This window comes from Nocardia sp. NPDC058114 (assembly GCF_042884695.1).
Taxonomy (GTDB): Bacteria; Actinomycetota; Actinomycetes; order Mycobacteriales; family Mycobacteriaceae; genus Nocardia.
In genome coordinates, this window is sequence record NZ_JBHVTK010000007.1 from 26,902 (window position 1) to 51,377 (window position 24,476).

Consider the following 24,476-nt stretch of genomic DNA (forward strand, 5'->3'; position numbering starts at 1 on the left):
GAGGTCACTCTTATGAACAGCACTCGTAAAACAGCGGTCGTGGTCGGCCACGGCATGGTCGGACACCGTTTCGTCGAAGCCCTTCGCTCGCGCGACGAGGCAGGCCAGTGGCAGGTCATCATCCTGTCGGAGGAGAAGCTGCCCGCGTACGACCGCGTCGGCCTGTCCTACTACGTCGGCAACTGGAACGCCGATGACCTGGCCCTGCCCGGCAACATGTACGACGGCGACGACCTGGTCGACCTGCGACTGGGCCAGCGCGGCGAGGCTATCGACCTCGAAGCCAAGACCGTCACCAGCACCAGCGGCGACGTCATCGCCTACGACGCCCTGGTCATGGCCACCGGTTCCTACCCGTTCGTGCCGCCGGTCCCGGGCCACGACCTGCCCGAGTGCTTCGTCTACCGCACCATCGACGACCTCGACGGCATCCGCGCCGCCGCCGAAGCGGCCGGTCCCGGCGCGCACGGTGTGGTCGTCGGCGGCGGTCTGCTCGGCCTGGAGGCGGCGAACGCGCTGCGCCTGCTCGGCATGACCCCGCACGTCATCGAATACAACGGTCGCCTGATGCCCGCCCAGGTCGACGCCGGTGGTGGCGCGATCCTGGAGAAGCTCGTCACCGATATCGGGCTCAACGTGCACACGGGTGTCGGCACCGCCAAGATCGTCTCGATCGAGGAGGAGGGCGCGGACAACGTCACCGTGCACCTGTCCGACGATGCCGAGATCAAGGCCTCGCTGGTGGTGTTCTCCGCCGGTGTCCGCCCGCAGGACGCCCTCGCCAAGGCCTCCGGCCTCGAGATCGGCGCCCGCGGCGGCATCCTCACCGACCTCACCCTGCAGACCTCCGACCCGAGCGTCTACGCGATCGGTGAGTGCGCCGCGATCGAGGGCGTCTGCTACGGCCTCGTCGCCCCCGGTTACACCACCGCCGAGATCGTCGCCGACCGCCTGCTGGGCGGGGCGGGCGAGTTCCCCGGCGCCGACATGTCCACCAAGTTGAAGCTGATGGGCGTCGACGTGGCGTCCTTCGGTGACGCGCACGGCACCACCGAGGGCGCCCTCGAGGTCGTGCTGCACGACGCGGCCAAGGGCACCTACGCCAAGCTGGTCGTCTCCGACGACGCGCAGACCCTGCTCGGCGGCATCCTGGTCGGTGACGCCAGCCAGTACGCGGCCCTGCGCCCGCTGGTCGGGCGCCCGCTGCCCGCCGACGCCGCCGCGCTGATCTCCCCGGCCGGCGCCGAACTCGGTGCCGACGCACTGCCCGACGACGCCCAGATCTGCTCCTGCAACAACGTCAGCAAGGGCGCCATCTGCGGCGCGATCGCCGAGGGCGCCTGCGACATCCCGGCCGTCAAGAGCTGCACCAACGCGGGTACCTCCTGCGGTGGCTGTGTGCCGATGATCAAGAAGCTGCTCGAGCAGTCCGGCGTGGCGCTGTCGAAGTCGCTGTGTGAGCACTTCACCCAGTCGCGGGCCGAGCTCTACGACGTGGTCGCCGTCACCGGCATCCGCACCTTCTCCGAGCTGATCGCCAAGCACGGCAAGGGCTCGGGCTGCGATATCTGCAAGCCGACCGTCGCCTCGATCCTGGCCTCGACCTCGAGCGAGCACATCCTCGAGGGCGAGCAGGCCGCGCTGCAGGACACCAACGACCACTTCCTGGCCAACCTGCAGAAGAACGGCACCTACTCGGTCGTCCCGCGGATGCCCGGTGGCGAGGTCACCGCCGACCAGCTGATCGTGATCGGCGAGGTGGCCAAGGAGTTCGGCCTCTACGTCAAGGTCACCGGTGGTCAGCGCATCGACCTGTTCGGCGCTCGCGTGGAGCAGCTGCCGCTGATCTGGAAGCGCCTGGTCGACGTCGGCATGGAGTCCGGCCACGCCTACGGCAAGTCGCTGCGCACCGTGAAGAGCTGCGTCGGTTCCACCTGGTGCCGCTACGGCCAGCAGGACTCGGTCGGCATGGCCGTGCTGCTGGAGAAGCGCTACCGCGGCCTTCGCTCGCCGCACAAGATCAAGCTGGCCGTGTCGGGTTGCGCGCGTGAGTGCGCCGAGGCCCGTGGCAAGGACGTCGGCGTGATCGCCACCGAGCACGGCTGGAACCTCTATGTCGGCGGCAATGGCGGTCTGACCCCCAAGCACGCGGTGCTGCTGGCCGGTGACCTCGACGACGAGACCCTGATCAGCTACATCGACCGCTACCTGATGTTCTACATCCGCACCGCCGACCGCCTGCAGCGCACCGCGCCGTGGCAGGAGGCCCTCGAAGGCGGCTTCGACTACCTCAAGGCCGTCGTCTGTGACGACAGCCTCGGCATCGCCGGTGACCTCGAGGCCGCCATGGCCAAGCACGTCGAGGGCTACAAGGACGAGTGGGCGGCCGTGCTCGAGGACGAGAACAAGCTTTCGCGATTCGTCTCCTTCGTCAATGCCCCTGACGAAGCCGATCCGACGATTTCGTTCGACGACAGCGGCGAACGCAAGGTACCAGTGCTCCTCGGTCTTCCCGGCATGCCCGTCGGTGTTGCTTCGGACACAGCACCGGCCGGGAAATAAGCCCTTAACGCTGCGGAAACAGGGCGCCTGTACCAATAGGTAAGGCGTTCGGAGGAGGAACCGATGACCGTTATCGACACACCCACCATCACCACTGAGACCGTGACCTGGACCCAGGCTTGCCGGCTCGATTTCCTGATCCCGGGGCGCGGCGTGGCTGTCCTGTTGAAGGGCGGCCGTCAGGCGGCTCTGTTCCTACTCACCGACGGCACGCTCGCCGCCGTCGGCAACATCGATCCGTTCGGCCGGGCCGCGGTGATGTCTCGCGGCATCATCGGTGATCGCGGCGGTGTTCCCGTCGTCGCGTCGCCGCTGCTCAAGCAGGCCTTCTCGCTGATCGACGGCCGTTGTCTCGACGACGAGTCCCAGTCCCTGCCGGTGTACGCCGTCCAACTCGACGGCGGCGTCGTCGCGGTCTCCAACGAGCCGGTGCAGACCCCATGACCTCTCCCACCGACAGTGGCCCGTGCCTTGCCGGCTTCACCATCGGCGTCACCGCGGCCCGCCGCGCCGAGGAATTCAGCACCCTGCTCACCCGCAAGGGCGCGAGCGTGGTGTCCGCCCCCGCCATTCGCATCATCCCGCTGGCCGATGACACCGAGCTCGAACGGGTCACCGAACTGCTGATCGCCGATCCGCCGCAGATCACCGTCGCCACCACCGGCATCGGTTTCCGCGGCTGGATGGAAGCGGCGGAGGGCTGGGGCCTGGCCGAGGTCCTGCGCGACACCCTCGCGTCCACCCGGATGCTGGCCCGCGGCCCCAAGGCCAAGGGCGCGATCCGCGCCGCCGAGCTGCGTGAGGAGTGGTCGCCTGCCTCGGAGTCCTCGGCCGAGGTGCTCGACCATCTGCTCGCCGAGGGCGTCGAAGGCGTCCGGATCGCGGTGCAGCTGCACGGCGCGACCACCGAATGGGAGCCGGTTCCCGACTTCTGCGAGGTGCTGCGCTGCGCGGGCGCCGACGTGGTCCCGGTCCCGGTGTACCGCTGGGAGCCGCCGGCCGATCGTGGGCCGATGGACAACATGATCGAATCGATCATCTCCGGCAGCCTGGACTGCGTCACCTTCACCAGTGCGCCCGCCGTGGCGTCACTGCTGATGCGCGCCAAGGAAACCGGACTCCTCGAGTCGGTGCTGCACGCGTTCCGCGGCCGGGTGCTCGCCGCCTGTGTCGGGCCGATCACCGCGGCTCCGCTGGAAGAACTCGGCGTGCCGACGACGATGCCCGGGCGTGCCCGGCTGGGCGCGCTGGCTCGCCATGTGGCAGAAGAACTTCCGCGTCGCGCCAGCCGCATCTACGCCGCCGGTCATCTGATCAGCGTGCGTGGTGGATGTGTTGTCGTCGACGGTGAGGTGCGCCAGCTGGCGCCCGCCCCGATGGCGTTGATGCGATCGCTGGCTCGTCAGCCCGGTCGGGTCGTGTCGCGCGAAGACCTGCTGGCCGCGTTGCCGGGTGGCGGTGACGACACCCATGCGGTGGAGACCGCGATCGCGCGATTGCGGGCCGGCTTGGGCACTCCCAAGGCGATTCAGACCGTGGTGAAGCGCGGGTACCGGCTGGCGCTGGACGCGGCCGACTGCTCCGATACGCCGCCCGTGCGCGCGGCTGTTCAGGCACCGCACGCCGCGGGGATCGGAACGCCCGCCCGCTCGCCCCGGCCGGCTCAAGCGATCGGAGTGTGGTGAGCGCCGGGCAGCCGGGTGATCCGGCTCTGGTGCTGGTCGCGCACGGCACTCGCAGTGCGCGCGGGGTGGAGATGATCGCGGCGCTGGCCGACGCGGTGGCCGCCGAACTCGGTGTCTCGGCGCCGAATACCGCGCTGCGGACAGCATTCGTCGACGTGCTCGGTCCGTCGCCGTCGGAGGTGCTGCGGGATCTCGATGGGCCCGCTGTCGTTGTTCCGGCGTTCCTCGCTTCCGGCTATCACGTGTACCAGGACGTTCCGCGTGAGGTTGCCGAGAGCGGGCACTGCGCGGTGGCCGTGACCGAGGCGATGGGACCGGATCCGGCGTTGACCCGGATCATGGCGGTGCGGTTGCGCGCGGCCGGGTGGAAGCCCGGTGACGCGGTGGTGTTCGCGGCCGCGGGTTCTTCGGATTCGCGTGCGCGCCAGGATGTTCGGCGGGCTGCGGGCATGCTGGCCGAGCAGCTGGACGCGCCGGTGAAGATCGCGTACGTGGCGACCGGGACGCCGCGTGTGCCCGAAGTCGTTGCCGCGCTGCGCGAATCGGGTGCGCAACGGGTGTTCATCGCGTCGTATCTGCTGGCGCACGGGCTGTTTCATCAGCGGTTGCACGATGCCGGTGCCGATGGGGTGGCCGAGCCGATCGGTGTGCATCCGGGGGTTGTCCGGTTGATCGTCGATCGGTACCGGAGCGCGGCCAGGGAACTGGTCGGCGTTCGCTGACGCCGATCGCACAGGCAGCCGGTGCGGCCGGCTGCGACTAGAGTTGGGCCGACTTCACAACAAGGGGGCACCGCTCGATGTCAGATTCGTCCGCAGGTCAGGGCTATTCATCGCAGGATGACGGGCTGACGGCGTATCCGGACGAGTCGGCGGCACGTGGGCCCGTGAATCCACTGGTTCCCGGCACCTATCCGCCACCGCCGAGCCAGGCCGTTCCGCAGCCGCCGACGCACGGCCCGGTGCCCGGTGCGGTGGGATCGCCACCGCCCTACGCGCCGCCGCCGCCCTATGGGCCGGGTGCCCCGTATCCCGGGCCGGGTAGTGCGCCGGTGGACGCCGGGCCTCGGGTTGTTCCGCAGAGTGTGCAGATCGCGTTCTACGTGATGCTGGCGGGGGCGGTGGTCACGCTGCTCGGCATGGCCTACTCGCTCACCATGCTCGACGAGACACGCAGTGCCGCGCTCGACGCTTCGGGTGGGGTGTTGCGGGGCGACGACCTCGATCTTCTGGTGTACGCGAGCGTCGGCGGGGCCCTCCTGAGTTCGCTGGTGACGGTGGGGCTGTGGGTCTGGATGGCGTTCGTCTGCCGGGCGGGAAAGAACTGGGGCCGGATCACGGGGACGGTGTTGTTCGGGATCAACGCGCTGCTCTATGCCGCAGGCACGGTGACGGCGTTTATCACCTCGACGGCGGGGATCGCGCTGGTGTTCAGCACGGTCACCCTGGCGATCGGGCTCGCCGCGGTGATCCTGCTGTGGAACCGGACGTCCTCGCCCTTCTTCGCGGCTCCGGCGCCGCAGGGCTACCAGCCCTACCCCGGCTATCCGCCTATCGCGCCGTACTGAAAATTCGCGCGGTAGGTACTCGGGGAGACGCCGACCTGGCGAACCATGTGCTGGCGCAACGACTCCGCCGAGCCGATGCCGCTGTGCCGCGCGACCTGTTCGATCGGCAAGGTAGTCGATTCCAGTAGTTCCCTGGCGCGGTGGATGCGCTGACTCAGCAGCCATTTCTGCGGGCTGAGGCCGGTCTCCTCGTGGAATCGGCGGCTCAGGGTGCGCACGCTGATTCGCGCGTGTTCGGCCAGCTCGCGCAGGGACACCGGGGTGTCGAGGCGTTGTAGCGCCCACGTCCGGGTAGCGGAGAGAGACAGGTCGTCGTCGGCGGGTAGTGGTGTGTCGACGAACTGGGCCTGTCCGCCGGGCCGCACGGGCGTCACCACCGCGGCCCGCGCGGCGGCGTTCGCCACGGTGGCGCCGTAGTCGGCGCGAATCAGGTGCAGGCACAGGTCGATTCCGGCTGCCGCGCCTGCCGCGGTGGTCACCGGTCCGTCCTCGATGAACAGTGCGTCGCTGCGCACCTGGACGAGCGGATGGTCGCGGGCCAGCTCCTCGGCCAGTGCCCAGTGCGTGGTCGCGGTGCGCCCGTCGAGCAGTCCGGCTTGGGCGAGCACGAACGCGCCGCTGCAGATCGAGGTGACCAGGATGCCGCGGTCGACGGCCGCGCGCAGCGCCTTCAGCGTCACCGGATCCGCGTCGGCGCGGCTGCCGGTGCTCGGCACGATCACCGCGTCGGCGGTGTCGAGTACCTCGAGCCCGTGCCGGATCACGACGTCGAACCCACCGGGCGACATCGAGGGCAGCGCCCCCGGCACGGCGGTGCACACAACCACGCGATAGCCGGGCTCGCCGTCGACCGTGATCGAGCCCATCAGCGTTTCGGGCATCGACAGATCGAAGGACTTCACCGGTGGGACAGCAACCACGGCAATGGTCTTCATGGCCTGATCCTTGGGATAGCTGGCAGTGCGGCCACTAGTTTAGCCGTCTCGCGAGCGGCATCGTGGAAGGCGCGGGCGCCACCACGTCGCTCGCGTCGAAATATGTTGTCGTGAAAGGGAATTCACATGTCCACTCATGTTGTGATCGGCCGTGGCGGCACCGCCACCGCCACCGCGCTGTCGCTGGTCGACGCCGGGGATCGCGTACGGATGGTGAGCCGGACCGGGCTCGGCCCCACCCATCCCGACGTGGAATTGATCGCCCTCGACGCGCTCGATACCACCGCTCTGATCGAGATCGCGACCGGTGCGAGCACCGTCTTCAACATGGCGATGCCCGCGTATCACACCTGGCCGGAAACGGTTCCGCCCCTGTTCGGCTCGATCCTGTCGGCCACCGAAACCGTCGGCGCCGACCTGGTCATGCTGGGGAACCTGTACGGCTACGGTCCGGTCGACGGTGTGGTGTCCGAGCACACTCCGCTCGCCGCGACCGGCAGCAAGGGCGCGGTCAGGGCCAGGATGTGGGCCGATGCGCTCGCCGCGCACGAGGCAGGCCGGCTGCGCGTCACCGAAGTGCGCGCGGGCCAATTCCTCGGCGCGGCCGCTGTCTCGGTCTTCACCCTGTTCGTCCAGGCCGCGGTTCTGGCGAACACCCCGGCCAAGGTCCCGCAGGAACTCGACCTCCCGCACTCCTACACCGCGATCGGTGATGCCGCGGCCGCGCTGGTGGCGGTCGCGCGTGACGACCGGTCGTGGGGGAGGGCCTGGCACGCCCCGGTGATCACCACGACCGTGCGCGAGATCGCGAACCGGCTCGCCGAGCTGGCCGACGCCGCGACACCCGAACTCGCGGTGCTCACCGACGCGGAGATCACCGAATTCGCCCAGCAGGACCCGTTCTGGACCGAACTGTTCGAGACGAAACACATGTCCCATCGCGAGTTCGTCGTCGACGATTCGGCGCTGCGGACCACCTTCGGCACCACCGCGTCGAAGCTGGACGAGGTGCTCGCCGAGGTGGTCGCCGCCGACGCGGCCGCACGGCGATCCGTGCCCGACGCGGGGTAGATGCCGTAGGTTTGCCGGGGAACCAGTCAACGGTTGCTCCGAATCCCGGGAGGCCCGGTGCGGCAAGGCGAGGATGGTATCGGCGCGGTAGATGCCGTGATGGCGGCAGAAGCTGTGCCGATTCCCTTGTCTCCCGCGCAATTACGCTGGTGGGTAGCTCATCAGCTCGCACCCGGTGTGCCCGCCACGATCGCCCTGTATCTGGATCTGCGTGGGCCACTGGACATCGCGCGCCTGCGCACCGCGATCCGCTCGGCGGCGGTGCGACTGCAGTCACCGCATGTGCGCATACGCCTCGTCGACGGCACACCGCACCAATTCCTCGACCCGGCCGTCTTCGGCGAACTCACCGAGGTCGATCTCACCGCTGCTGCGAAGGGGCCGCCGGGTGGCGGTGTGGATCATGCTGCGGCGGTGGTCGAAGCGCTGTCGCGGATGGAGGCGGATCGCCGGGCTCGGCTGGATCTGTGCACGGACGCGATCACTGTCGCGACGCTGTACCGGGTGGAACCCGAGCGGTGTTTTCTCTACCTGCGCAGTCATCATCTGGTGCTCGATGGTGTCGGTGCGGCGGCGCTGCTCCGGCTGGCTGCCGAAAACTATTCGCGGGAACGAGATCTCGACCGGGCCGAGGTGTTGTCGATCGAGGACCTGGTCGAGGCGGACCGGGTCTATCGGCATTCCTCTCGCGCGGTGGCGGATCGGGCGTTCTGGGCGAAAGAGACTGCGGAGCTGCCGGATCCGATCGGGATGGCCGGTGTCGCCGCGCCCGCGTCGGCCTGTCCGCACCGGGTGTCGGCCTGCCTCGACGAGCGCACCGCGAATCTGCTGGCCGTCGCGCGCCGGCGTTACGCGGCCAGCTTTCCGGAGCTGACCGCCGCTGCCTTCGCCGCGTTCCTCGCCAGAATGTCGGGCTCCGATCAGATCGTCCTCTCACTGCCCGTGGCCGCTCGGCCCACCGCTGCCCTGCGACGCTCGGCCGGGTCGGTCTCCAATGTCGTGCCCTTGCGGCTGCGCGACCTCGATACGGCGACAGTCGAAGAACTGATCGATCAGGTGCGCCTGCGGGTGATCGGCGCCCTGCGTCACCAGTGCTACCGCTATGAGGACATTCAACGCGACCGTGGCGAAACGCACTTGGCCCGAGGCGGATTCGGCCCCGTGATCAATCTCCTCGGTTTCACCGCTCCGCTGATCCTCGGTGCGGCTGACGGCCGGGCCCACCTGCTGAGCCTCGGCCCCGTCGAAGACCTCCTCGTCAACGGCTATCAACTCGGTCCCGACGAGACCACCGCGACGATCGACTTCCAAGCCAACCCGGCCCGCTACGACGCCGCCACCCTGTCCTGGTACCACCGCCTGTTCCTCGACTGGTTCGCCACCTTCCTGGCCGCCGAACCCGCCCGGCAGATCCACGACCTGACTACTGAATTCGCCACCCCACGCGCTTCGCGACCCCCTGCCGAGGACGCAGCCGTGAAACCAGGCGACAGCGAGGACGCGGGTGACCTCGCGCAGCGACCGCTGCTCCGGCCTGTCGCGGAATCGGTCCCGACCCAATCGCACCGGGTCGTCTGCGCGGCAACGACTTCGACGTTGCCGGAACTGTTCGGCGGATTCGATGAGGCAGGCGCCGTCGCGGTGGTGGACGGTGGCCGGTCGATGACCTATCGGGAGCTCGGCGAGTCGGCGGCGCGGTGGGCCAGGGTACTCATCGCGTACGGGGCCACGCCGGGGAGTCCGGTACTGACCGCGATTCCGAGGTCGCTCGAGTCGGTGGTGGCAGTGCGCGCGATCGCGGCGGCCGGTGCCTGCCTGACACCGATCGATGTGGGTGATCCGGGTGAGCGGGTCGCCCGGATCATCGCCGGATCCGGTGCGGTGCTGGGGTTGACGACACGGGCTGCTCGCCCCGGGCGATCCGGCGATTCCGCCGGGGTCACCTGGCTGCTGCTCGATGACGCGGAAACCCTGGCCCACGTGGCCGATCAGCGATCGGACCCGGTCACCGACGCGGATCGTCGCGACCGGCTGACCTGCGCGCACCTCGCCTACCTGATCCATACTTCGGGGACAACCGGGGCGCCCAAAGGCGTCGCGGTGACGCATCGCGGCCTCGCTCCCTTGACCGGCCACCTGCTCGACCGCTACCGCACCACGCCGGATTCGGTAGTGCTGCACGCGCATTCACCCGCCTTCGACGCGCACCTGCTCGAACTCCTCGCCGCGTTCGCCGCGGGCGCGCGTCTGGTGATCGAACCGCCCACGGTGGTGGCGGGCGCGGAACTGACCGGGCTGATCGCCCAGCATCGCGTCACACATCTGCTCACCACGCCCGCCGTGCTGGCGACACTGCGCCCCGCCGACGTGCCGAGTCTGACGGTGGTGGTCGTCGGCGGCGAGGCCTGCCCGCCGGAACTGGTCGCCACCTGGGCATCCCGAGTCCGCTTGCACAACGGCTACGGCCCCACCGAGGCCACGGTGATGGCCACCCAATCGGCGCCCCTGGTAGCGGGGGAGCCCGTGACGATCGGCGCACCGCTACCGACAGTGGTCGCGCTGCTCCTGGATCCACGCCTGCGAGCTGTCCCCGCCGGTGCGCGGGCCGAGCTGTACCTCGGTGGACCGTGCGTAGCGCAGGGCTACCTCGGCGATCCCGCGACCACCGCGGCCCGTTTCGTGGCAGATCCCAGAGGTGGCGGCGAACGTGTCTACCGCACCGGCGATCTCGTCGGACCACGCCCCGGCGGCGGCTACGAGTTCCTCGGCCGCATCGATTCCCAGCTGGCCGTCCGCGGCCGCCGCATCGAACCGGCCGAAGTCGAAGCAGCCCTGCTCACCGACCCTGCCATCGCCCACGCCGCAGTCGACATCGCCGACGCGGGCACCCCCGCCGCCCGTCTCATCGGCTACGTCGTCCCGACCCGAGCGTCCGTCCGCGCCGGTCCGCAGCACCCCTTCGCGCCGAACACCGCAGCCGACAGTACCTCCGTCCCGGTCCGTGGCTCGGCCGATCTCTCCGAGTCGGGCACCGTAGCCGACAGTGCGTCCGTCCCGGTCCGGGGCTCGGCCGATCTCTCCGCGTCGGGCACCGCAGCCGACGGTGCCTCGGTCCCAATCTGCGGCTCGGCCGATCCGTCGGCGCCGGACGCCACCTTCGACAGTGCCCCGGCCCTGGCCCGCCGTGGGCCGGAACATGTGTTCTCCTCGGATATCACATTCGATGTCACCGCAACCCTCGCTCGTTTACGCACGGTTCTGCCCGCGGCTATGGTCCCCGCCGCGTTGGTCACCCTCGACCGCCTCCCACTGACAGCCAACGGCAAACTCGACCGCGCGGCACTTCCCACGCCGTCCTCCACTCCTTACCGATCGCCACAAACCCCGCTTCAACACCTGATCGCCACCACTTTCGCCACCGCCTGTCATCTCGACACGGTCGGCGCCGACGACGACTTCTTCGCGATCGGCGGCAATTCGCTGACCGGCGTGAGTGTTTCGGCGCAGCTGGCCCAGTCGACGGACACCCCGATCACGGTCCGCTGGCTCTACATCGCACCGACCGTCGCCGCCCTCGCCCACCGCATCGAGACCTACCGCACCGACGCCGACCCGGGCGCCGACGCCCTCGCCACCGTGCTGCCCTTGCGCACCGGTGGAACCCGTCCACCGCTGTTCTGTGTCCACTCCGCCGTCCCGCTCGCCTGGTGCTACACCGGCCTGGCACGCCACATCACGGACCGTCCTGTGTACGGATTGCAGGCACCGACCTTGTCGGGAACACGGTCGGGCCAGGCCGCATCAGGTGCGCACGTGACCGCGCGACCCGACGCCCTGACCGTCGACTTCCTCGCGAGGACCTACGCCACCGAGATCACCCGCCTGCAACCCGACGGCCCCCTCCACCTCCTCGGCTGGTCCCTCGGCGGCCAACTCGCCCACGCCACCGCCGTCCGGCTGCGCGCCGGAGGTCGCGACGTGGCCACCCTCGCCATGCTCGACAGTGTCGTCATCCCCGATCACGCCGACCCACCCCCACGCCCCCGCATGCGCGACCTCCTCACCCACCTGCTCGGCGACGAACCCGACGACGCAGACGCCCTTCCCGACCTCTCGGCGGAGCAAGCCGCCGCCGAATTGGCCGCCGCCGGAGCAACTCTCGGGTCCGGACTCGCCGCTGCCCAGCTGACCCGACTGCACGAGGCCTACGCCGACGGTGTTCGTCTCTCACACGGCTACCGCCCCGACCGGTTCGACGGCGACCTCCTCTACTTCTGCGCCACCCAGGGTATGACCGCCTTCCTCGACGCCCAGATGTGGCGTCCTTTTGTCACGGGTCGTCTCATCGAACATCCGGTCGACACCACTCACGCCCAGCTCACCAACACCGACGTCGTCGCTCACATCGGCCCGATCCTCGACCGCCACCTGCGTGCGGCCGAAACCGCGACAGCCACACCATGACCACCCTGCGCTCGACGACCGGCAGGCGCACCACCGCTACTTGGTGGTGCGTTTACGACGACCCCGTCCGCTGGTCCGCCGAACATCCTCGAACGGCGCCGTTGCTGGAGTGGTTCGCCGACACCCTGATGCGACCGGATCCCGCGCAGGGCAGGCCGGGCCCCGTCTGCCCGTTCGTCAAACCCGCTGCCGCACAACACACCCTGTGGATCGCCGAACTGGCCGACACCGGCTCGATCGCCGAGGCCGTCGACGACGCCTTCGACCTCTACCGCACCCTCGACCACACCCCGGCCGTCCTGACCGTCTTCCCCGACCTCGACGACACCCCCCGCATCGACGCCGCCCACGCCACGCGAAAGAGCGACATCGTGCGCGCGGGCGCCATGCTCGGCCAGTTCTATCCCGGCTGCCCGGTGGCGGGCCTGTGGAATCGCGACTACCGCCCGCTGCACGCGCCGCTGCCGATGCTGGTGATCCGCCCGATGATGAACACCGATTTCCCGTTCCTCGTCGGCGAACCGCAATGGCTCTCGGCCTACCTCGCCCGGCACGCGCCCGGACTCCCGCGCAAGCTCCGTGCCGCGATTGCGGACCGGATGCACGTCCCTGACGCGGGACCCGCCTCGATCACCGGGCTGCGCGCGCATTTTCCGGATGAACACGCACAATAGGGACACGAACCGCCCAATGCCGGACATTAGCGGGGTCATGCGGCACACTACGTCGCATGCGTCGGCTTGTGTGCTGTCTGCTCGTCCTGCTCGGCTGTGGAATCGTCGTCTCGCCCGCGGCGTCGGCGGAATCGGGGATCCTCGATGTTCGCCCGCTCGGCGGCCGGCAATTCGAGGTGGTCGTGTACTCCGCGGCGATGAACCGCCCGATCACCCTCTGGATGTCGCATCCCGGGTCCGGTGCGCCCGCACTGTATCTGCTGAACGCGGTCGACGGTGGCGAGGGCGGCGGGCCGTGGATGCGGCGCACCGATGTGGTCGACTTCTTCGCCGACAAGCCGGTGAACGTGATCGTCCCGATCGGTGGCCGCGCCAGCATGTACACCGACTGGCAGCGCGACGACGGTGCGCTGGGTCGCAACAAGTGGTCCACCTTCCTGACCGACGAACTTCCCCCGCTGCTCAACGATCGCTTCGGCATGACCGGCGCCAACGGCGTCGCGGGCCTGTCGATGTCGGCCACCTCGGCCTTGAACCTGGCGATCGCGGCGCCCGGCCTGTATCGCGCGGTCGGTGCCTTCAGCGGGTGCACGCAGACCAGCAATCCGCTCGCCGAGACGCTGGTCCGGTCCCAGCTGGCCACGTTCGGCGCCGACGCGACCAACATGTGGGGCGCCCCCGGCGACCCGGCGTGGGCGGCCAACGACCCGACCCTGCACGCCGACCGCCTGCGCGGCACCGCCATCTACCTGTCCTCGGGCAACGGCGCCCCCGGCCCGCACGAGGCCTTCAACGATCCGAGCATCGCGGGCAACGTCGGCGTCCTGCTCGACCGGCTGCTGGTCGGCGGCACCATGGAGGCCGTGGTCGGCAGCTGCTCGACCCCACTCGCGGGACGCCTGGCCCAGCTCGGCATCCCCGCGGACGTCCGCTTCCGCGCCGGGGGCACCCATGCCTGGCCGTACTGGCAGGACGACGTTCACGATTCCTGGCCGATGTTCGCCGCCGCCCTCGGCATCTGAGCCTTCTTGTCGGTGGCTCGGCGCACACTGAGTCGATGGCATACGACGAGGAGCTCGCCGAGCGGATCCGGGAGATCGTCTACCCACGGCCCGATCTCGACGAGCGGAAGATGTTCGGCGGTCTCGCCTTTCTGATCGGCGGCAACATGGCCGTGGCCGCCAGCGGCAAGGGCGGGCTGCTGGTGCGGGTCGCCCCGGCCGAAGGCGATGCCCTGCTCGACGGATCGACGATCACGCCGATGGTGATGGGCGGGCGCGAACTGCACGGCTGGCTGCGCGTGGCCCCCGAGACGGTCGACGACGACACCGCACTGCGGGAATGGGTCGAACGCGGAGTGGGGTTCGCGCAGACCTTGCCGCGAAAATAAGTTCGGTGGATGTGTCGAAGGGTGGTGTGCGGCTCCGACCAGTGGGTGAAGCAAGCCACTCACCCCAAGGAGCACATCATGTCCGTCAACACATTCCTCTGGTTCGATGCCGACGCCGAAGCGGCGGGCGAACTCTATGCCGCGACCGTCCCGAACTCGCGCGTCGTCGAGGTCACCCGCCAGGGCGACGGTTCGGCCTTCATCGTCACCCTCGACCTCGACGGCCAGGCCGTCACGCTGATGAACGGCGGCCCGGGCCACCCGCACAGTGATGCCGCCTCGCTGCAGGTGATCGTGGATACCCAGGACGAGATCGATCGGCTCTGGGAGGCGTTGACGAGTGGCGGCGGCGCGCCCGGCCCGTGCGGGTGGCTCACCGACCGCTTCGGGGTGTCCTGGCAGGTCGTCCCGGCGGTGCTGCCCAAGTTGATGGGTGGCGAGACCGATCGCGTCATCGCCGTCGGCACGGCGCTGCGCTCGATGTCCAAGCTCGACATCGCCGCTCTGCAACAGGCCTACGACCAGGCCTGAACGCGCGAACGGCCGCCGCGGGGAGAGGTTCGCGGCGGCCGTCGTCGCGGGTGGGCTAGCCGGCCGAGCCCGACAGCAGCCCACCCAGATCAGCGGACCCGGTACTCGTGCCGCCGCCGGGGTTGGTCGGCTTCGGGGCGACGGTGATCGTGACGGTCTTCGAGCTGATGAGCTCCTGCACCGCCTTGATCTCGTGCGCGCCGGTGGTCTTCGGCGTCCAGGTGATGGTGGCCTTGCCGTCGGCCACCGAGACCGGCTCGCCGATCTGGGTGCCGTTGTCGGTGAAGGTCACCTTGAACAGGAACGAGGTGGCCGTGACATCGGCGGTCACGGTGTAGGCGGTATCCACGTAGTGCGTGCTGCCGCTCACCGCGATCCCCTGCACGAGCGCGGATGCCTGGGGTGCTGCCAGCACGGCGGCCGCGGCCACCGCGGTGAATGCCGTGAGTCCGAAACCGGCACGCCGCGCCTGGTAGATCTTCATGATGTTCTCCTGTTCGCGCTGATGTTGAGCGCGACATTAGCCACCGGAGCGGCACCGCGTCCCAGAAACTGAAATAACCATGTTTAAAAATGTTTCGGCCGGTGACGTCGCAGGTGGCGACCGAATTCACCCGGAGCGGATGAGGCGCCCTCGGCGACCGGCCGCGACGCTGGAACCATGTCGACGTCGGGCCCGCTGCGCTATCAGTTCGTCATCGAGGGCGAGCTGTCCGAGCGTGTCCTCGCGGCCTTCCCCGAGCTGCGCCCCAGCTCGCATTCGCCCACCGGAACCACCACCCTCTTCGGTCTGGTCGCCGACAGTACGGCCATGCGTGGCGTGATGGCCCGCATCGACACCCTCGGCCTCACGCTGCTGAGTATGTCCCAGTTGCCCGACTGAGCATCCGCCGACGAGTCGACGTCGATCTGATAACGAGCGCCCTCACTTCCCCTCGCCAGCAACCGCGCAGCCGCTGATTCGCCTACCGTCGATCTCGGCGGAGGTCGGCCGCCGCGCGGTGAACAGCGTGTTCAGGAGGGTGAAGATGGCTTCGTCGTCGGGTTCTCTGGACTTTCACGGTGGCGGCTCGGTGATAGCTGTGTCGGGTCGGCCCGCCGGTCTCCCCGAGCTGTCCTTCGCCCCGGTTCGATGCAACGAGGCGTTCGCGCGCCTGGATCGGGCGCAGGCCGGCGCCGGGCAGACGGTGCTGCTGTGCGGGCCCGCGGGCAGTGGGAAAACCGTCGTGCTGGTCGACTGGGTGCGCCGCCGGTGCTCGGCACGCGTCGCGTGGTCGACCGTCGCCGAACAGCACGGATTCGATCTGCTTGCCGACATCGCCCGAACACTCGAGCCGATCGCGGATTTCGTCCCGACCGGGATGCTGCACACGCCGATGGACCGCGCCGTGGACCTCGTCGCCGCGCTGACCGGCGTCGAGCCGACCGTGCTGGTGATCGACAACGCCCACCTGCTCACCGACCCGCTGCAACTCGCCGGCCTCGAATACCTGCTCACACACCTGCCCGGCCAGGTCACCGCGGTGATCGCGAGCCGATTCGACCCGCCGCTGCGGTGGCACGCCCTCGACCTGGCGGGCAGGCTCACCCGGATCGGAGTGCCCGAACTCGCGTTGTCCCCGGATCGGGTCGCTCAACTGCTCGCCCAGCACGGGTGCCGGCTCGACGACGCCGAACTCGCCGTGGTCCAGAACCTGACCCGTGGCTGGGCCGCGCTGGTCCGCATCGCGGCGATCTGCCTGTCGGCCGGCGGCACCGACCGCGACACCGCCCTCGCCGCGCTGGCCCGCCCCTCACACGCCGTCGCCGACTTCCTGGTCGCCGAACTGCTCGCCGCCCTGCCCGCGCCCACGCTCGAATTCCTGCTCGCCACCGCGGTTCCCGAGCAATTCTGCCTGCCGATGGCCGAGGATCTGGTCGGTGACGACGCCGCCCGCATCCTCGACGAACTGCTGCGCGCGAACTTCCCGCTGCACACCGTCGCCCACGCGGGCGAACTCTGGCACACCTACCATCCGCTCCTGCGCGCCTACCTGCTCGCCGAGGCCGCGTACACCAGGCCGGAGCGCCTGCCCGACTGTCATCGCCGGGTGGCGGCCTGGTTCACCGCGGCCGCGATGCCGGGGCCCGCGCTCGGGCATGTCCTGGCCGAGCCCGGCACCCCCGGGTTGGTGCCCTTCCTGCGCGACTGGGGGTTGCGCATGGTCTTGGACGGCACGGGTCACGCCCTGCTCGCCGCCCTTGAAAACCTCCCCGAACACGACACTTTCGTTCGCCTGCTGCGCGCGGCCGTCGCGGTGGAGTCGGGCGATATCGCCGCCGCGGAGGTCTATCTCGAAGCCGCCCATGTGGGCCCCGAATCGGCCGCGCCGGTGGTGCCCGCCGAGTGGGTGGCCGCTCTCGACCGCGCTGTGAGCGCGGGAGTGGCTGTCCTGGTGGGTGATTCGTCCTCGATGCGCTGGCCGCTGCCGCCGGTGACCGGTCAGCCCGACCTCGACTGCTATGCCGCGCTGCACTGCGGCATCGCCGAGATCTACGGGGGCGAGATCGACAGCGGCGCGGCGTCTGTGCGCCACGCGATCGTGCACTCCGAGCAGGCCGGACTGGGTCGCGTCGCGGTCCGTGCCAGAACCGCGACGGCCGGGGCGGCCGGGATGGCGGGCCGGCTCGGTGAATTACGCGCGCTGGCGGTCCAGGCGATCGACTGCGCCGAACGCTACGAACTGGCAGGCTCGGCCGATGCCGCTCCGGCCAGGGTGCTCGCGGCCTACGGCGCATACCAGCAGGGCGCGGATTTCGAGCGGCCGCTGCCGGGTCTGCCCTGGGTCGCGGCCGACGAGACCGTGGTGCCCGCGCCGGTGCGTCAGGTGGCGATCATGACCGGGGTGCTGATGTTCGCCGACGCCGCGGATCGGTCGGCCGCCGGGGTCGCACTCGCCAAGCAACTGCACCGCCTGCTCGACGAATCGCCGACGCTGTACGGCACCGGTGAACTGGTCACCGACGTGCTGTGGCTGCTGCTGCGCGTGCAGGCCAGGGCCGACGCGCAGCAGTTGGTCGACCACGCGACGCGCGTGCTCGGCCGGACTCCCGAGATGGCTGTCGCCGAAGCGGGACTGGCGCTCTACGCCCATCGCCCGGCCGTCGTGCTGACGGTGCTGGAACCCCTGCTCGCCACCCCGCGCTGTTCCTCGCGCTCGCTGGTCGCGGCATGGCTGCTGGTCGCGGTCGCCGCCGACCGCCTCGATCGTCCCCGCAAGGTCGACGATGCCTGCGAACAGGCTCTCGCGCAGGCGGCGGCCGAACAACTGACGCGCCCGTTCCTCGACGTGCCGGAGGCGGCCGAACTGCTCGCCCGGATCGGCGCGCGCTTCGGCCAGTACGCGGCGCTCGTGGACCGGATCCGTGCCCACCGCGGCGCCACCGCGGGCGCACCGCAGCTCACCGACACCGAACTGGTGGTGCTGCGCCAACTTCCCTCTGGCATGACCGCGGGCAATATCGCCACCGACCTCGGCGTCTCGGTGAACACCGTCAAAACGCACCTGCGCGGCATCTACCAGAAGCTCGCGGTGAACGCGCGCGCCGAAGCGATCGCCCAGGCTCGCGTGCTCGGCCTGCTCTGATCTCAGTCCGGCGCCTGGAGGGCCGGAAACCAGACATCGGTGAGCACCGCCGCGGCCTGCGTGGCCGAGACGTCGATGGTGCCCTGCATCGCCCAGCGGGTGAAGAACCGCTCGAGCTGGGCGACGAGCAGTTCGATCCGCAGCCGGGCCTCGTCGCGGCGGTGCTCGGGCCAGCGGGCGAGATAGGCGGGCATGGTGTCGGCCAGGGTCATGATGCCCTCGCGCGCCACCGCGCGGAATTCCGGTTCGAGCGCGGTGGCTTCGTCCCAGGCCGGGAGCATGTCCTTGTTCGTGAAGAACCAGTCGATCGCGCGAGTCATCCAGTCCGCGAACGACTCTCGGGAGCCGATGGTGAGTACCCGGTCCAGGTCGGCGTAGAAATCCCGGACGCTGGCGAGGGTGCCTTCCTGGGCGATGGCGCGCAGCACCTCGCCTTTGCTCGTGAAGTGCAGGTAGAAGGTCGCCCGGCTGCAGCCGACGGCGGCGGCGATGTCGTCGACGCGGACATCGGAGTAGCCCTGCGTCTCGAACAGGGTGCGTGCGGTCTCGACGATCCGGGCCTTCGTCAGGCGCTTCTGTTCCTCGCGGAGCGAGCCACGGCGGGCGGGTTCGGTCGTCATGAGGTCATCTTAGACGATCAGCCCATTCACTGGACATGATGTCTAGTGAGACGTTATCCTGTGGTCCACGTCACGGCATGGTCATCGATGACCGAGGCCGCTGGAGGAGTTGTGCATGGATACACGCGAATTACCCAAGGTCTGCGTCATCGGCGCCGGACCTTCGGGTATCACCGCCGCCAAACGGCTTGCCGAGAACGGAATTCCGTTCGACTGCTACGAGGCGTCCGACGAGGTCGGTGGCAACTGGTACTTCAAGAATCCCAACGGCATGTCGGCGTGCTATCAGAGCCTGCACATCGATACCTCGAAGTACCGCCTGCAGTTCGAGGACTTCCCGGCCCCGGCGGATTGGCCACACTTCCCGCATCACTCGCAGCTGCTGCAGTACTTCAAGGACTACGTCGACCACTTCGGCCTGCGCGACAGTATTCGGTTCAACAGCCTGGTCACCTCGGCCGAGCGTGACGACGCGGGCCTGTGGCGGGTCACGACAGCGGCGGGCGACACCGAAATCTACGACGCGCTGATCGTGTGCAACGGCCACCACTGGAACCCCCGATTCCCGGACTACCCCGGCGAATTCGACGGCGTGCTCATGCACAGCCACGCCTACAACGACCCGTTCGACCCGATCGACATGCGCGGCAAGCGGATCGTCGTGGTGGGCATGGGCAACTCCGGGCTCGATATCGCCTCGGAACTGTCCCAGCGATTCATCGCCTCGAAGCTGTTCGTCTCCGCCCGTCGCGGCGTGTGGGTGCTGCCCAAGTACGTCAACGGGCAAGTGGGCGACCGTGCGTCGATGCCCGCGTGGATTCCCGACAGGATCGCGCTCAAGCTCAAACAGCGCTTCGTGCGCAAGAACCGCGGCGAGATGTCGACCTATGGACTGCCGACGCCGGATCACGAGCCGTTCGAGGCGCATCCGTCGGCGAGTGAGGAATTCCTGCACCGGGCCGGCTGCGGTGACGTGGAGTGCAAGCCCGCGATCACCCGATTGGACGGCGACACCGTGTATTTCGCCGACGGCACCAGCGAGCAGGCCGACGTGATCGTGTGTGCCACCGGCTACCACATCAGTTTTCCGTTCTTCGCCGACGCCGAGTTGGTGCCCGATGCGGCCAATCGGTTCCCGCTGTACCAGATGATGATGAAGCCCGGCGTGGACAACCTGTTCTATCTCGGTCTGGCCCAGCCGATGCCGACGCTGGTGAACTTCGCCGAGCAACAGAGCAAGCTGGTGGCGGCTTACCTGACCGGCCGCTATCACCTTCCCCCGCGCGAGCAGATCGACGAGGTGCTCGGCGCGCAGGAGGCCAAACGCACCGGACGCTATTACGATTCGCCCCGCCACACCATCCAGACCGAATTCGAGCCGTACGTGCGCTCGATGACCAAGGAGCTCGAGCGCGGCGCGAAACGTGCCGCCGCCGCGGGCAATACGTTGCCGGTGCCCGCTCGGGTGACCGCCGAGGTGGCGCGATGAGCACTTCTTCGGGCTTCTGCCGTGACGAATTCGCCGGTGTGCGTGCGGCCTTCGACGAACACCTCGCCTCCGGCGCCGAACTGGGCGCCGCCCTGTGCGTCACCGTCGACGGTGATCCGGTGCTCGACCTGTGGGGTGGCTACGCCGACCCGGAGCAGACCACCGCGTGGGCGGCCGACACCCTGGTGAACGTCTTCTCGGTCACCAAGACGATGACGGCGCTGTGTGCCCTGCTGCTGGTCGACCGTGGTGAACTCGATGTCGACCAGCGGGTGGCCCACTACTGGCCCGAATTCGCGGCGAACGGCAAGGCCGACATCGAAGTTCGCCACCTGCTCTCGCACACCTCCGGCGTCTCGGGCTGGGACAAGCCGATCGAACTGTCCGACATCTACGACACCGATGCCGCCGCCGCCCGGCTGGCGACGCAGGCGCCCTGGTGGGAGCCGGGCACCGCCTCGGGCTATCACGCCATCAACTACGGCCATCTCGTCGGCGAACTCGTGCGCCGCATCACCCGTCGTTCACTGGGCACGTTCTTCGCCGACGAGCTGGCCGGGCCCTTGGGCGCCGATTTCCACATCGGCACCGGTCCCGAGCACGCCGACCGGATCGCCACCCTGGTCCCGCCGGAGTTGCCGGACTTCGACCTGTCGATCCTCGATCAGGACAGCGTGCTGATCAAGACGCTCACCAGTCCCTGGCTCGAGGTTTCCGAAACCGCCACGCCGGCCTGGCGAGAGGCCGAGATCGGCGGCACCAACGGGCACGGCAACGCGCGCTCGGTGGCCCGCATCCAGTCGCTGATCGCCAACGGCGGCGAGCTGAGCGGCAGGCAGTTCCTCTCGCCCGCGACGATCGAGCTGATCTTCCGCGAGCAGGCCGACGGCATCGACCTGGCGCTGCTGGCTCCGCTGCGTTTCGGCATCGGCTACGGGCTGCCACGACCGGAGACGTTCCCGCACATCCCCGACGGGCGGGTCTGCTGGTGGGCCGGGTACGGCGGCTCGATGGTCGTCAACGACCTGGATCGCCGAATCACCTTCGCCTACACCATGAATCGCATGGCGACCGGACTGATCGGTTCCGATCGGTGCGACAGCTATCTGAAGGCCACCTTCGACGCGGTAGGAGACGCCCGATGACCATGCGCGCGATGCAGTTGACGGCGCCGGGCACTCTCGAACTACGGACGGTGCCCGTACCCGAACTCGGCCCCGGCGATCTGCTGCTGCGGGTCGGAGCGGCCGGGATCTGCCATTCGGATTCGTTCGTGCTGAGCCTGCCGTTCCCGATGAGCGAGAAACCCTTGACGTTGGGCCACGAGATCGCGGGCACCATCGAGGCGGTCGGCTCGGGGGTGGAAGGTCGCAGCGTCGGCGAACGCGGGATCGTGTACCTGTGCTGGTCGTGCGGTGAATGCCGGGAGTGCCTGCGCGGCAACGAGAATGTCTGCCTGGCCGCCGGTCGCACCGCGATGCCGCCGTGCCCCGGCCTCGGCCCCGACGGTGGCATGGCCGAGTACGTCCGCATCCCGGTGCGCTCGTTCGTGCCGATCGCCGACGAACTCGACTTCGCCCACGCCGCGCCGCTCGCTGACGCGGCCCTGACGCCGATGCACGCCATTCGCGGCGCCATGGACCAGCTGTGGCCCGGCGCCACCGCGGTCGCCATCGGGATCGGCGGACTGGGTCACGTGGCGGTGCAGTTGTTGAAGGCACTCACCGAAACCACCGTGATCGCCGTCGACGTGGACGCCGACAAGCTCGCCCTGGCCACCGAATGCGGCGCCGACATCGTGCTCAAGGCCGACGAGAACACCGCGGCCACGATCTTGGAGCTCACCGGCGGACGCGGTGCGGAGGCGGTGTTCGACTTCGTCGGCGCCGACCCCACCGTCAAGGTCGCCGTCGAATCCGTAGCCCCCAACGGTGCTGTCCGGCTGGTGGGTCTCGGCGGCGGCGCCACCGGCATCGACTCGGGCCCGGCGGGCGGACCCGGTCTGCCCTGGGGTGCCACGGTACGAAAGTCCTACGGCGGCACCAGGTCCGACCTCATAGATTCTGTGGCCTTGGCCGCCGCGGGCAAGCTCCGCGCCCAGGTCGAGCGGTTCGACCTGGCCGATGCCCGCACCGCCTTCGACCGACTCGACTCCGGCGCGATCCGCGGCCGCGCCGTCCTCATTCCTTGATGGAGAAGAACATGACCAACGCTGTAGACCCACAGGAATTCGTGGCCAAGGTGGCTGCGGGCCTGACCGCGCCGGGCGCGCCGTTCGAGATGACCGTCGAACCCGTTCTCGGCGTGCCGATTCCGGTCCTCGCCCATCGCCGTGCCAACCTGCGCGAACTCTTGGAGCACTCGCGCAAGTGGGGCGAGCGCGACTACCTCGTCACCGAGGACCGCCGGATCTCCTTCACCGAGCACGCCGCGGCCGCGGGCGCGCTGGCCACCGCCCTGGCCGCCAGGTACGGCGTCGGCAAGGGCGATCGCGTGGGCATCCTGGCCGCCAACGGCCCGGACTGGGTGATCGCGTTCTGGGCCGCGCAGTGTCTCGGCGCGATCCCGGTCGGCTACAACGCCTGGTGGGCGCCGCCGGAGATCGCCTACGGGCTCGGCCACACCACTCCGACCGTCGTCGTCGCCGACGCGAAAAGGGCTGCGCTGCTGGCCGAGACCGGCACCGACCTGCCCGTCCTGACCATGGACGAGGATCTGCCCGCCCTGATCGCCGAGTTCGGCGGCGGCGAGATCCCCAGCACACCGGTCGACGAAGACGATCCGGCCGTGATCCTCTACACCAGCGGGACCAGCGGCAGGCCCAAGGGTGTTGTTCATTCGCAGCGAAACATGGTGGCGATCAGTGACTACCACCGTTTCACCGACGCCATGATGGCCGCGTTCATGGGCCAGGAGCCCGGGGATGCTCCCAGCGATCGCCGCTACCTGGTCACCGCGCCGCTGTTCCACATCGCCAGCCTGCACAACCTCGTCATCCCGCGCCTGCTGACCGGTGCGGCGGCGGTGTTCCCTCACGGGGCGTTCGAGGTCGGCCGCGTCCTGAGCCTGGTCGAGCGCGAGAAGGTCACCAACTGGGCCGCGGTGCCGACCATGGCGTCGCGCCTGCTGGAACACGATGTGGCCCAGCACGATCTGTCCTCGCTGAGCGCGCTCTCGCTGAACTCCGCGCCGTCCTCGCCCGCGCTGCTCGCCAGCCTGCGCGAGAAGATCCCGGCCCTGCAGTTCTCGCTGACCACCAGCTACGGCCTCACCGAGAGCGGCACCGCGGCGACGGTCGCCACCCCGCTGGACCTGGCCGCGGACGACGCCTCGGTCGGCAGGCCGATCATCGGGGTGGCAGTGGAGATCCGCGACGCCGAGGGCAACGCGCTCGGCGAGGGTGAGGAGGGCGAGATCTGCATCCGCAGTCCCTACGTCATGCTCGGCTACTGGAACGACGACGCGGCGACAGCGGCCTCGATCGACGACCAACGCTGGTTGCGCTCCGGTGATTTCGGCACGATGGACAACGGCAGACTCACCGTGTCGGGCAGGCGCACCGACCTGATCCTGCGCGGCGGCGAGAACGTGTATCCCACCGAGATCGAGAACGTGCTCGTCGAACATCCGGCCGTCAGCGACTGCGCGGTCTTCGGCGTCGCCCACCCCGATCTCGGCCAGGAAGTGGCGGCGATCGTCGTCGCCGAACCAGGGGCGGTGGACCCGGCGGAACTGAGCGCCTTCGTCGCCGATCGCCTCGCCTATTTCAAGGTGCCCGCCCGGTGGCGGATCACTTCGGACGCGCTGCCGCGCAACGCGACCGGTAAAGTCACCAGGCGCGAGCTCGCGATCTAAGAGGGGT

The 24,476-nt window shown here is 69.2% G+C and carries 20 protein-coding genes; 17 read left to right on the plus strand and 3 right to left on the minus strand.

Translation table 11 applies throughout. The features are described 5' to 3' along the window. The first annotated feature begins 12 nt into the window (after positions 1-12). The 5 genes from nirB (at position 13) to ACFVVI_RS24530 (ending at position 5,814) form a co-directional block, all read left to right on the plus strand. Positions 13-2,562: a nitrite reductase large subunit NirB gene (gene nirB / locus ACFVVI_RS24510; protein ID WP_387447049.1), complete on the plus strand. Its 2,550-nt coding sequence runs from the start codon at positions 13-15 to the stop codon at positions 2,560-2,562. A gap of 63 nt (positions 2,563-2,625) precedes the next feature. Continuing rightward, the gene (gene nirD, locus ACFVVI_RS24515) at positions 2,626-3,006 is read left to right on the plus strand and encodes a nitrite reductase small subunit NirD (protein ID WP_101466100.1); all 381 of its coding nucleotides are present in this window, start codon (positions 2,626-2,628) and stop codon (positions 3,004-3,006) included. Further along, positions 3,003-4,247, plus strand: a complete 1,245-nt coding sequence (locus ACFVVI_RS24520) for a uroporphyrinogen-III synthase (protein ID WP_378991282.1) — start codon at positions 3,003-3,005, stop codon at positions 4,245-4,247. The genes nirD and ACFVVI_RS24520 overlap by 4 nt, the downstream gene beginning before the upstream one ends. Then, on the plus strand, positions 4,241-4,969 hold the full coding sequence (locus tag ACFVVI_RS24525) for a sirohydrochlorin chelatase (RefSeq protein WP_387447050.1): 729 nt from the start codon (positions 4,241-4,243) through the stop codon (positions 4,967-4,969). Before ACFVVI_RS24520 ends, ACFVVI_RS24525 begins: the two co-directional genes overlap by 7 nt. Before the next feature lie 77 nt (positions 4,970-5,046). Continuing rightward, entirely contained in the window at positions 5,047-5,814 is a 768-nt protein-coding gene (locus tag ACFVVI_RS24530) for a hypothetical protein (protein ID WP_387447051.1), read from the plus strand. Here the strand turns inward: ACFVVI_RS24530 and ACFVVI_RS24535 are convergent. Next, positions 5,790-6,749, minus strand: a complete 960-nt coding sequence (locus ACFVVI_RS24535) for a GlxA family transcriptional regulator (RefSeq protein ID WP_387447053.1) — start codon at positions 6,747-6,749, stop codon at positions 5,790-5,792. The genes ACFVVI_RS24530 and ACFVVI_RS24535 overlap by 25 nt on opposite strands. A 126-nt stretch (positions 6,750-6,875) precedes the next feature. On the opposite strand from ACFVVI_RS24535, the gene ACFVVI_RS24540 reads away from it, so the two are divergent. From ACFVVI_RS24540 to ACFVVI_RS24565, 6 genes are all read left to right on the plus strand, one after another. After that, positions 6,876-7,820 (plus strand): NAD-dependent epimerase, encoded by a 945-nt coding sequence (locus tag ACFVVI_RS24540; RefSeq protein WP_387447054.1) that lies wholly within the window; start codon positions 6,876-6,878, stop codon positions 7,818-7,820. A 99-nt stretch (positions 7,821-7,919) separates the two neighbouring features. Next, positions 7,920-12,284: an amino acid adenylation domain-containing protein gene (locus ACFVVI_RS24545; protein WP_387447056.1), complete on the plus strand. Its 4,365-nt coding sequence runs from the start codon at positions 7,920-7,922 to the stop codon at positions 12,282-12,284. Beyond that, entirely contained in the window at positions 12,281-12,958 is a 678-nt protein-coding gene (locus ACFVVI_RS24550; protein WP_387447058.1) for a DUF6875 domain-containing protein, read from the plus strand. Before ACFVVI_RS24545 ends, ACFVVI_RS24550 begins: the two co-directional genes overlap by 4 nt. 56 nt (positions 12,959-13,014) lie before the next feature. After that, positions 13,015-13,980 carry an alpha/beta hydrolase gene (locus ACFVVI_RS24555; protein ID WP_379312366.1) on the plus strand — a complete coding sequence of 322 codons (966 nt, stop codon included), beginning with the start codon at positions 13,015-13,017 and terminating at the stop codon, positions 13,978-13,980. Between the two features lie 35 nt (positions 13,981-14,015). Then, positions 14,016-14,348, plus strand: coding sequence for a TfoX/Sxy family protein (locus ACFVVI_RS24560; RefSeq protein WP_378632765.1), 333 nt, complete (start codon positions 14,016-14,018; stop codon positions 14,346-14,348). A gap of 78 nt (positions 14,349-14,426) precedes the next feature. Then, positions 14,427-14,879, plus strand: coding sequence for a VOC family protein (locus ACFVVI_RS24565; RefSeq protein WP_378632767.1), 453 nt, complete (start codon positions 14,427-14,429; stop codon positions 14,877-14,879). Between the two features lie 55 nt (positions 14,880-14,934). Here ACFVVI_RS24565 and ACFVVI_RS24570 read toward each other — a convergent pair whose 3' ends face one another. Beyond that, on the minus strand, positions 14,935-15,363 hold the full coding sequence (locus ACFVVI_RS24570) for a hypothetical protein (RefSeq protein WP_378632770.1): 429 nt from the start codon (positions 15,361-15,363) through the stop codon (positions 14,935-14,937). A 177-nt stretch (positions 15,364-15,540) separates the two neighbouring features. Here ACFVVI_RS24570 and ACFVVI_RS24575 point away from each other — a divergent pair, with 177 nt between their 5' ends. Then, entirely contained in the window at positions 15,541-15,762 is a 222-nt protein-coding gene (locus tag ACFVVI_RS24575) for a hypothetical protein (protein ID WP_378632772.1), read from the plus strand. Positions 15,763-15,907: 145 nt separating this feature from the next. Next, the gene (locus tag ACFVVI_RS24580; RefSeq protein ID WP_387447060.1) at positions 15,908-18,505 is read left to right on the plus strand and encodes a LuxR C-terminal-related transcriptional regulator; all 2,598 of its coding nucleotides are present in this window, start codon (positions 15,908-15,910) and stop codon (positions 18,503-18,505) included. Positions 18,506-18,507: 2 nt separating this feature from the next. Here the strand turns inward: ACFVVI_RS24580 and ACFVVI_RS24585 are convergent, their stop codons facing one another. Next, positions 18,508-19,125, minus strand: coding sequence for a TetR/AcrR family transcriptional regulator (locus tag ACFVVI_RS24585; RefSeq protein ID WP_378704287.1), 618 nt, complete (start codon positions 19,123-19,125; stop codon positions 18,508-18,510). A 115-nt stretch (positions 19,126-19,240) separates the two neighbouring features. Here ACFVVI_RS24585 and ACFVVI_RS24590 point away from each other — a divergent pair, with 115 nt between their 5' ends. From ACFVVI_RS24590 to ACFVVI_RS24605, 4 genes are read left to right on the plus strand one after another with little or no spacing between them, the layout of a single operon-like run. Continuing rightward, a complete protein-coding gene (locus ACFVVI_RS24590; protein WP_387447062.1) occupies positions 19,241-20,614 on the plus strand; it encodes a flavin-containing monooxygenase in 1,374 nt (457 codons plus the stop codon). Continuing rightward, positions 20,611-21,759 carry a serine hydrolase domain-containing protein gene (locus tag ACFVVI_RS24595; protein WP_387447063.1) on the plus strand — a complete coding sequence of 383 codons (1,149 nt, stop codon included), beginning with the start codon at positions 20,611-20,613 and terminating at the stop codon, positions 21,757-21,759. The genes ACFVVI_RS24590 and ACFVVI_RS24595 overlap by 4 nt, the downstream gene beginning before the upstream one ends. 2 nt (positions 21,760-21,761) lie before the next feature. Continuing rightward, positions 21,762-22,805 (plus strand): NAD(P)-dependent alcohol dehydrogenase, encoded by a 1,044-nt coding sequence (locus ACFVVI_RS24600; protein WP_378991621.1) that lies wholly within the window; start codon positions 21,762-21,764, stop codon positions 22,803-22,805. 11 nt (positions 22,806-22,816) lie between these two features. Continuing rightward, positions 22,817-24,469, plus strand: coding sequence for a class I adenylate-forming enzyme family protein (locus ACFVVI_RS24605; protein ID WP_379314370.1), 1,653 nt, complete (start codon positions 22,817-22,819; stop codon positions 24,467-24,469). Positions 24,470-24,476: the final 7 nt, after the last annotated feature.

Bases quoted from the DNA above. Each gene is read 5' to 3' on its own strand.
- ACFVVI_RS24605 (WP_379314370.1), top strand. From the start codon at position 22,817: ATGACCAACGCTGTAGACCCACAGGAATTCGTGGCCAAGGTGGCTGCG.
- ACFVVI_RS24590 (WP_387447062.1), top strand. From the start codon at position 19,241: ATGGATACACGCGAATTACCCAAGGTCTGCGTCATCGGCGCCGGACCT.
- ACFVVI_RS24540 (WP_387447054.1), top strand. From the start codon at position 6,876: ATGTCCACTCATGTTGTGATCGGCCGTGGCGGCACCGCCACCGCCACC.
- ACFVVI_RS24600 (WP_378991621.1), top strand. From the start codon at position 21,762: ATGCGCGCGATGCAGTTGACGGCGCCGGGCACTCTCGAACTACGGACG.
- ACFVVI_RS24545 (WP_387447056.1), top strand. From the start codon at position 7,920: ATGGCGGCAGAAGCTGTGCCGATTCCCTTGTCTCCCGCGCAATTACGC.
- ACFVVI_RS24560 (WP_378632765.1), top strand. From the start codon at position 14,016: ATGGCATACGACGAGGAGCTCGCCGAGCGGATCCGGGAGATCGTCTAC.
- ACFVVI_RS24530 (WP_387447051.1), top strand. From the start codon at position 5,047: ATGTCAGATTCGTCCGCAGGTCAGGGCTATTCATCGCAGGATGACGGG.
- ACFVVI_RS24575 (WP_378632772.1), top strand. From the start codon at position 15,541: ATGTCGACGTCGGGCCCGCTGCGCTATCAGTTCGTCATCGAGGGCGAG.
- ACFVVI_RS24565 (WP_378632767.1), top strand. From the start codon at position 14,427: ATGTCCGTCAACACATTCCTCTGGTTCGATGCCGACGCCGAAGCGGCG.
- ACFVVI_RS24535 (WP_387447053.1), bottom strand. From the start codon at position 6,749: ATGAAGACCATTGCCGTGGTTGCTGTCCCACCGGTGAAGTCCTTCGAT.
- ACFVVI_RS24555 (WP_379312366.1), top strand. From the start codon at position 13,015: ATGCGTCGGCTTGTGTGCTGTCTGCTCGTCCTGCTCGGCTGTGGAATC.
- ACFVVI_RS24520 (WP_378991282.1), top strand. From the start codon at position 3,003: ATGACCTCTCCCACCGACAGTGGCCCGTGCCTTGCCGGCTTCACCATC.
- ACFVVI_RS24580 (WP_387447060.1), top strand. From the start codon at position 15,908: ATGGCTTCGTCGTCGGGTTCTCTGGACTTTCACGGTGGCGGCTCGGTG.
- ACFVVI_RS24585 (WP_378704287.1), bottom strand. From the start codon at position 19,125: ATGACGACCGAACCCGCCCGCCGTGGCTCGCTCCGCGAGGAACAGAAG.
- nirB (WP_387447049.1), top strand. From the start codon at position 13: ATGAACAGCACTCGTAAAACAGCGGTCGTGGTCGGCCACGGCATGGTC.
- ACFVVI_RS24595 (WP_387447063.1), top strand. From the start codon at position 20,611: ATGAGCACTTCTTCGGGCTTCTGCCGTGACGAATTCGCCGGTGTGCGT.
- ACFVVI_RS24570 (WP_378632770.1), bottom strand. From the start codon at position 15,363: ATGAAGATCTACCAGGCGCGGCGTGCCGGTTTCGGACTCACGGCATTC.
- ACFVVI_RS24550 (WP_387447058.1), top strand. From the start codon at position 12,281: ATGACCACCCTGCGCTCGACGACCGGCAGGCGCACCACCGCTACTTGG.
- nirD (WP_101466100.1), top strand. From the start codon at position 2,626: ATGACCGTTATCGACACACCCACCATCACCACTGAGACCGTGACCTGG.